At 37.6% G+C, this 8,619-nt stretch carries 6 protein-coding genes; 2 read left to right on the forward strand and 4 right to left on the reverse strand.

Annotated features, from left to right (window positions below):
• Window positions 1-94 precede the first annotated feature (94 nt).
• From ACG916_RS21205 to cxpE, 4 genes are all read right to left on the reverse strand, one after another.
• Complete coding sequence (locus ACG916_RS21205; protein WP_419330759.1) at window positions 95-2,329, reverse strand: CSLREA domain-containing protein; 2,235 nt, start codon at window positions 2,327-2,329, stop codon at window positions 95-97.
• 10 nt (window positions 2,330-2,339) lie between these two features.
• Window positions 2,340-4,151 (reverse strand): rhombotarget A, encoded by a 1,812-nt coding sequence (gene rbtA, locus ACG916_RS21210; protein WP_419328926.1) that lies wholly within the window; start codon window positions 4,149-4,151, stop codon window positions 2,340-2,342.
• A 171-nt stretch (window positions 4,152-4,322) separates the two neighbouring features.
• On the reverse strand, window positions 4,323-5,030 hold the full coding sequence (gene hda / locus ACG916_RS21215; RefSeq protein WP_336954720.1) for a DnaA regulatory inactivator Hda: 708 nt from the start codon (window positions 5,028-5,030) through the stop codon (window positions 4,323-4,325).
• Between the two features lie 15 nt (window positions 5,031-5,045).
• On the reverse strand, window positions 5,046-6,248 hold the full coding sequence (gene cxpE / locus ACG916_RS21220; protein WP_336954722.1) for a chloramphenicol efflux transporter CxpE: 1,203 nt from the start codon (window positions 6,246-6,248) through the stop codon (window positions 5,046-5,048).
• A 135-nt stretch (window positions 6,249-6,383) separates the two neighbouring features.
• Between cxpE and purM the strand changes: the two genes are divergently transcribed.
• Both purM and purN read left to right on the forward strand, forming a co-directional pair.
• On the forward strand, window positions 6,384-7,454 hold the full coding sequence (gene purM / locus ACG916_RS21225; protein WP_336954723.1) for a phosphoribosylformylglycinamidine cyclo-ligase: 1,071 nt from the start codon (window positions 6,384-6,386) through the stop codon (window positions 7,452-7,454).
• Between the two features lie 9 nt (window positions 7,455-7,463).
• On the forward strand, window positions 7,464-8,096 hold the full coding sequence (gene purN, locus ACG916_RS21230; protein WP_336954724.1) for a phosphoribosylglycinamide formyltransferase: 633 nt from the start codon (window positions 7,464-7,466) through the stop codon (window positions 8,094-8,096).
• Window positions 8,097-8,619: the final 523 nt, after the last annotated feature.

Here is an 8,619-nt window from a genome sequence, read left to right on the forward strand (position 1 = left end):
TGAACCGCTCTTTCTCTGATTTCAGGGGTATATTTTAATTTTGTCATCGGGATAGTCTCTCAGAATATTGACTCTCCGACAAACCCGGTACGGTTCACAGTGTGTTTCTGAGTTGGATATGAATTTTGCCACCATAGCAGGTATATTTACTATCAACACCTGGGCAAGGACCACTACGATCTGCAGTAATAACTATTGGGTCAATATTTGTACCTATTCGGATAGGTAATTCAACACCATCTGCATTGATATAAAATTTTGGTTTATTGGGTTTTGCAGTTAAAGCTGCTGCATTACCATCACCATCATCATTGGCATATTGGAGTAAATCTACATCAATTGCTTTAGTTGAACCATATTCAACTTTAAAACTACTATCCTCTACGATGGGTGCAATGTTAGCAAAGGTTCCAATCACATAAGCTGAAGATGTAATATTTGGTTCAGATTTTAACTGTAGTTGATAACTACAGAATTCATTATCACCTGATGGGGTTATGCTGTCGTCTATACGCCATAACATAATTCTTTTTAAGTTGGCATTCCATTCACACTTAAAGTTTGGATCTTCCTTACCCGCAAAGACCTTATCGCTATTCAATAAACCCACACCAAGTGGCTTAACAATCACATCATAATTGTCAACGCTTAGATGTTTTACAACCCTAATATCTTTGCCATCCTGCCCTTTAGTAATGATTTCTGCTGGCAGATTGGCAGCAAAAGGGTCAACAAAGATGGTGCGATATTTCTGATCTGATTTGGTGTATTTTATTAGATTACTATATAACTCTGATTGAAATTTATAAAAAGGAATAAAGTCTTGGTTGGTTGCTGGGTCAGCAATCAACTTATTATAATTATCCAATATGTTCTGATAATTGCTAAGTGCAGCAACCACTGATGCATTGGTCGAGCTTAAGTTATTTGCTGTAAGACGTAAAACCTCTGTAGAACCGATATCACATGAGTTCGCTACATCATTTTGACCATTCGAGTTTTCCGCAACCACTCGGGTGACACCTCGCTGATCAGATCCACTACACCCAGTATAACCAATATCAACTAAATCTTTATCTGTGCCTAAGTTTTTAGGGAAATACATCGGCATAAAACCAGTGGATTCACTCGGTTGCTCTAAGTCATTTAAAATAGATGAGAACTCAATATTACTTACATCAAATGAATGGTCTTTACCCTCTTTAGTCACTGCCTCTGCAACTTCACACTGATCATTACCAGCAGTAAGCTTTAAAGCATTATAGCCCAGCACTACACCTGAGCCTTCAACTTTACTGACATCACCATCTGCATAACGACAAGATTTCCCATTATTATAAGCCAGTATATTATTGCTTAAAGTTTTTAAACCATTGTATCCATATAATAGTGTTGCCCAAGCATCATTCTTTACAATAGTATTGCTGAGCAGTGATAAAGAAGAACTATCACTAAAATTAACCTTTCCTTGTGGTGTTAATTGGCTAAATTGAATGATGCTCCCTTGACTCATACTTGCAGTATTCTTTGTCAATGTATTTGCAGTAAATGTCACAGAAGGCTGTCCACAAAAACTAAACATACTTAAGCTATTTGCAGATCCATTATTAATGAAAGTTGTGCCATTCACTGCGATACTTCGTGTTGTAAAAACCAAATTATCAGAGCATGTCATTCCAAGTACACTACCTTGATCAGCTTTATTTGCGTCAAACACGCCATAGTTGACTGTAAGTGAACTTGAAGCATCATTTAGATAAATTGCACCACCAGTTTTCGCATTTGAATTGATAATTGTTACATTGGTTAAGGTTGTTGCACCGCCTGCATAAATCGCTCCGCCCACGCTGCTATTGGTGTCATTCAAGCTAGAGCCATCTTTTAAAATCACATCTTTCAGCGTTAAACTTGGCTTATTTTCATAAATGGTATTGAAAATACGCGAGGTCCCTTGGCCTGAAATTGTAGTTTTTAATGGCGTTGAAGCAGGGAAATTATTAGTTAATACATCTGGCCGACTATAATCACCAGGTTCTTTACCAACAATGGAAATATCTGAATTAGGTCTTAACTCTTTCGTCAGCTTATATTCACCCGCTTCTAATTGAATCACATTGGGCACTGTCGAATAAACTTGTCCTGCACTGCAACCACCATAAGCTTTATGTGTAGCAGCAGCTCGTAAGGCTTCTCTGATTGAACACTTGTCAGGATTTGTTCCATCCTCATCTTCAAAGGTAGTCACATAAATTGTTTTATCTTCTGCCGCCATCAGAGACATGGTCGACAAAATAACAAGTGTTAGAAATCCCTTTTTATAATTTTTCATATCCGATCCTTTACTTATATTTTATCCGTCGATAGCCTGCTAAACCGACCAGTCCAATGATTGAAAGAAACCCTAAACTTCCACCTGAAGTCTTTACTTTAGAGTTCTTAAAATCATCTGGCTTTCTTTGTACAATTCGTGCGGGGATCGTAATATAAGGATTATCTGATTTATTAAAACTTGTGGTTGAGGTCACCACATTGATTTTAAATTCATCTGAACCTTGCCAACGACTATTTGGGGTATACACAATATCACCAGCCTGGTTTATCGACATTGTTCCTTTAGATGGGGTATTTGTTTGGATGACTTTTAAACAGCCAATTTGCCAAGGCTTACCATTGTCATCCAACTCTCGATTAAAAATCTGCTTACACTTTTCAACACTAACCAACTCACCATCTTGTAATTGATCTGCGATTGAAAACTTAGCTGTTTCACCATATAAAATATCTTGCCCCACAGTTGTAACATCTGTGGTGTTAATCACCAATTCAATCGCACCACGATCACATAATTGTGAATTAACATCTCGATTTTTACCACGCTGATCAACTGATGAACATGCCAATATTTTATCTTGTACTTCTGGACCATGGTTAATAATCAGTGAATCTTCAGCTGAATTATAACTTGCTAAAATTCTTGGTAAAAAATAACCTAAAGCTACAGTAGGTGCCTCTGTAAATGGACATAAAATTCCATCGGTACTATAGTCACACTTGCCTTCCGTGGTATTCCCAGCAATTAGTTGTACATTGCCTAATGCTGTAGATTTAAAACCACTACAGCCTGATGAATAGAGGTTATTACTGATCTGTTCCGCTTCTCCGCCAGCCACAATCGTACAATCTTGTGTACCATTTTTAGCAATAATACTATTTGCAACATAACCTTTCTTTTGGGGCGCGTTTACAATAAGTCCCATAGTATTGAGAATCATGGTGACATTGTTGATTTGCATGGCATCGTAAATCTTGACTACATAGCCTTTATTGCTAAAGATCGTACTATTCATAATTCCAAAAGGAATTGAGGAGCCAATTGTTTTTAAAGCCTCTTCTGAAAATTGATTTTTTGTTTCAAAATTTGAACTTGCTGAATTTGTAACTTCATTATCTCGAATTAATGACTGTGTAATAACAAATGTTGGTAGTTCGGTATAAACAACACCTCCTTCTACTGCTGTATTACCTTTCATTAAGGTCTTGTTTATAGAAACAGAACTTAATGAAGTATTCGCAACATACACACCCGCATTGTAAATTGCGCCACCTTGTCTTGCATGACCATTTAAAAGCTGGCTATTACTTATACCTAAAGACTCTTTGTTATAGATTAAACCACCTTGATCAGCACATACCGCTTCATTACACCCTTTTAAGGTAATTTCATTAAATGAAACTTTGAGCATTGCAGGTGGTGTCTCTACTGCCGAATCTATGATTTTTTCAATCTGAAATAAACGTTCTTTTCCAACCATTTTAATAATGGCATTGTTTTTACCTATAAGCGTTTGTGTATTATTTACGTTGCTTTCATAAGTCGAACCAAACGTCACATCTTTGAGTATCCTGATTTGGCTATTCAGTGAATACTCTTTATTCCCTTGTAATATGATATTTGCAGTAACCTCTTTACCACCACCACAACCATTATAGCCAGCCTCAGGCATTCCCTGATTGACATATTCGACTGCTTCTCTTAATGAACACTGATCATCAGCTTTTACAATATCATCTGTCGTTGTCACAGTAATATTTGCACTAAATGCTTGACCGGTAATACATAATAATCCTAAGCCTATGCCCCGTTTGAGCATTATAGTCTCCTTGATTTCTTTTAATTATTTCTTATTAGCCAGCATTACGCTTTGCTATCAGTCCTTTTTGCGTACTTTGTCACACGCGATAAAAATTCTCAAGAATTTTTATCGATGAATCGATTAACTTCATCTATTTGTGTTACGCGCACTCAACAACAGTAAAAACAACTATTGTCTATATTCATCAATCAATGCATAGATCTGTCTTAAAGTTGCGTGAGATAATTTAGTTTTCTCACCCTTCAATAACTTTTCTAGCTGTTCAACAGATTGAAGTAGTGTACTCGTTTGATGTGGGCCATGTAATAGCAAATATTCCGTTATTTGTGGGTCAAAATGTACACCCCGACGTTCTAAGACTGAATGCAATAAAGCATGCCGGTCAGCATAGGAGTGCCCACTGGGTACTTTTACACTGACAGCCTGTGTAAGTCGAGATTGTAGGTCAGGGAGTTCTAATTTTAATTCAATAGGCGCAAATCGTGATGAAAATACCAACTGCCCGCCATCTTCATTATTATTGTTAATAAGATGGAATACCGCTTTTTGCCAATGCGGTACGCCACTAATTGCTTCAATATCATCTAAGGCAACTAAGTCATAGCTTTCTAAAGATGTGATTGCTTCTATAGGCGCATCTAACAATTCCAATAACGATACTTTTATCGCAGATTTACCAATTTCTAAATAAGAATCACAAATCGCAGTGAGTAAATGGCTTTTACCAGTTCCAGCGCTACCATAGATATAGAAACGATTCATCAGGCCTGCATGAAGCTGACGCACAGCATCAATTACAGGTCCCCAACCTGGTCCAGAAAAATCACTAATTCTGGCATCCAGTTGTGGTTCTATATCCAACTGCAATTGACGCATATATTCAAATCATTCCTAAAGTGGATTTTGATCATTTTTAATCGATTGATCAGTATCTTGCGTGTTTTTAACTTCAATATCAAGATCAACTTGGTCGCTTTCGACTGAAATTGTTTCAGTGGTACCATGATTTTGTACAGTCACCAAAGTATCATTGGCCTTAAAAAACTGACTTTCTTGATATAACTCTTTGAGATGCTTGAGTAAAACCACGATAACAGCTGCAACTGGAAGTGCAATCAACATTCCAACAAATCCCCCCAACTGCGCACCTGCAAGTACTGCGAATACTACGGCTACAGGAGATAAACCAATTTTATCACCCAATAAGAAAGGTTGAAGGATATATCCCTCTATGAGTTGCCCTACACCAAATACAGCTAAAACCATCAATAAATGCTTTGGATCTAGACCAAACTGGAAAAAACAGGCAATGACAGCAGCTATAATACCAACACCAAAGCCAAGATAAGGAATAATACTGCACAATCCTGCGATCATACCAATAATTAATCCAACTTCTAGACCAACCAATTGCAAGCCCACAGCATAGACAATTCCCAATAAAATCATCACAAGGAATTGCCCTTTGACAAAAGCACCTAAAACACTATGGCATTCACCAACAATTTTAAGCACATTACTTTCATATTGGCGTGGGATAAAACTTTTTAAATGCTCCAACATCCGATTCCAATCAAGTAAGAAATAGAACGCAATAATTGGAATTAAAACAATTGTTCCACCGATCGAAATAAAACTCAGTCCAGATTGGGCAATTTTTAATGCCATCGATTGGATACTATCCGCACTATAGTTGGTCTGAACATACTCCATCACTACTTTAGATATTTGATCTGTATCCAACTCCATATGTTCAACATTGAAATTGTTGGATAACCACGGTAAAAAAGTAGAATTCACCCAATGGATTCCCGCGGGAATACTGTCACGCGCATAGATTAATTGTTTCCAAACCAAGGGTACAACAAACCAAGTCGCCCAAGTCAGTAATACACCTATTCCAATAAATACCACTGAAATAGATAACCACCTTGGCAAAAATTTAGACAGCTTATCTACCACTGGACTAAATAAATAGGCAACGAGAAAAGCTGCGACAAAAGGAATCACTACGGGTTTTAATAAATATAAAATCCATAAAACTAAAGCAATTCCAGCAAGGATAAAAATTCGTTTTAAAGTCCGATCGTGCATTGAATCACGCCTATTTCAAATTTATTCGTTATAGAGGGGAAAATATTTTAATAAAGATAGCATTTTAGTGCAGAAATAACATAAGAGTTTCGTATATTCGGGTATAATCCCCGCGCGAATGCGGAGACTTCAATTATGAGCAACTCAACTTCTACCCCAAACACTGGTTTAAGCTATAAAGACGCTGGTGTCGATATTGAAGCGGGCGACGCACTTGTCGATCGAATCAAATCTGTCGCTAAACGTACCACACGCCCTGAAGTGATGGGTGGTTTAGGCGGCTTCGGTGCACTTTGCAGAATCCCTAAAGGTTATGAAGAACCTGTTCTTGTATCTGGTACAGATGGTGTCGGTACAAAATTACGTTTAGCATTGAACTTAAACCGTCATGACACAATTGGTCAAGATTTGGTTGCAATGTGTGTAAACGATCTTCTTGTATGTGGTGCTGAACCTCTATTCTTCCTCGATTATTATGCAACTGGACATTTAAATGTTGATGTTGCTGCAAATGTTGTGACTGGGATAGGTAAAGGTTGTGAACTTGCAGGCTGCGCATTGGTCGGTGGTGAAACTGCTGAAATGCCAGGGATGTATGAAGGTGAAGACTATGACTTAGCAGGTTTTTCTGTGGGTGTGGTTGAAGCAAGTAAAATCATTGATGGTTCTAAAGTAAAAGCAGGTGATGTTCTCATCGGTTTAGCATCTTCTGGTGCACACTCAAACGGTTACTCTTTACTTCGTAAAATCTTAGACGTGAAAAACGTTGATTTAACTCAGATAGTAGATGGTCGTCCGCTTGCAGATGTTGCAATGGAACCAACACGTATTTATGTAAAACCAGTACTTGAGCTATGCAAACAAGTTGATGTTCATGCAATGGCACATATCACAGGTGGTGGTTTACCAGGCAATCTACCTCGCGTACTTCCAAATGGTGCTCAAGCTGTGATTAATGAATCATCGTGGGAATGGCCTGAATTGTTCAAACTTTTACAACGTGAAGGTGCTGTAGAACAATTTGAAATGTACCGTACATTTAACTGTGGTGTGGGTATGGTCATTGCAGTTGACGTTGCTGATGCTGACAAAACCATTGAAGTTTTAACTGCTCAAGGCGAAAAAGCATGGACCATTGGTCATATCCAAGAAAATGCTGCTTCAATTGAAGGCGCAGACGAAAAAATTCGTGTGATTTTTGCATAAGCTCCCCACATGATTAAAATTGCTGTACTCGTTTCAGGCAATGGAAGCAACCTTCAAGCCTTGATTGATGCCAATCTTTCAGGGCAAATCGTGGGGGTTATTTCCAACAAACCTGAAGCATTTGCCATAGAACGTGCTACAAAAGCAGGCATTGCAACGACTGTGATTGAGCATAAACACTACCCTAATCGTGAAGCTTTTGATGATGTTATGCATCAACAATTACAGGATTGGAATGTTGACTTAGTCATTCTTGCTGGTTTTATGCGAATTCTCAGTGCAAAGTTTGTGCAAGCATGGGAAGGAAAAATGGTGAATATCCACCCTTCTCTATTGCCAAATTACAAAGGCATGCATACTCATCAACGTGTTTTAAATACAGGTGATGTTTTGCATGGCTGTACTGTGCATTTTGTTACTGCTGAATTAGACGCTGGTCAAGCTTTGACTCAGGGTATTTTAAAAGTTACTTTGCATGATACTGTGCAATCGCTTGCAGCACGAGTCCATGTACTTGAGCATTTAATTTATCCTCAAGCGGTTGAATGGATCTGTAATGGCACCATTCAACACTTGGAAAATGGTCAGGTTTTATATAAGGGACAAGCACTTAAACAGCCAATTCAATTTTGCCAACTTTAAGATTTGCTTGATTTAAAATACTGTCAAAAAATGCATCTAAGGATGCATTTTTTATATCTAATATAAAATTCGCCCGTTTAGTGACCTTAGATAACAATAGGTTTATAGCAAAGTCGCTTGAACTGCTACATTTTACATAAAAAGATTGAAATCAATTTATGGGAAAAACAGCGGACTTTTTAACGATAGGCCGTAACAAAAACCTTTACTTATAATCAAATCCCCTAATTATTCATACAAGTGATTTCCATCAATTTATTGATCATAAATGTAGCCTATATTTTTGTTTGAACTTATAGAAACTATTGGTTATCAAACCATTTTTTGTACTTTTCAATCCTAGATGGTTATCCTATCACAGGAAGACAGGGATGTCGCCCAATGTATGTAGGAATGTGGGGTACAGGACATACCCCTCGTCCAACAAAAGATTTTTGTCATCTTGTATCTTGTTCTTTGTAGTGATTAGCTATCACTACACGTAAATTGTAGAGTTTGGTTTGTCATCAAAACTTCGAGTTTC

This window comes from Acinetobacter legionensis (genome assembly GCF_048552295.1).
Lineage (GTDB): Bacteria > Pseudomonadota > Gammaproteobacteria > Pseudomonadales > Moraxellaceae > Acinetobacter.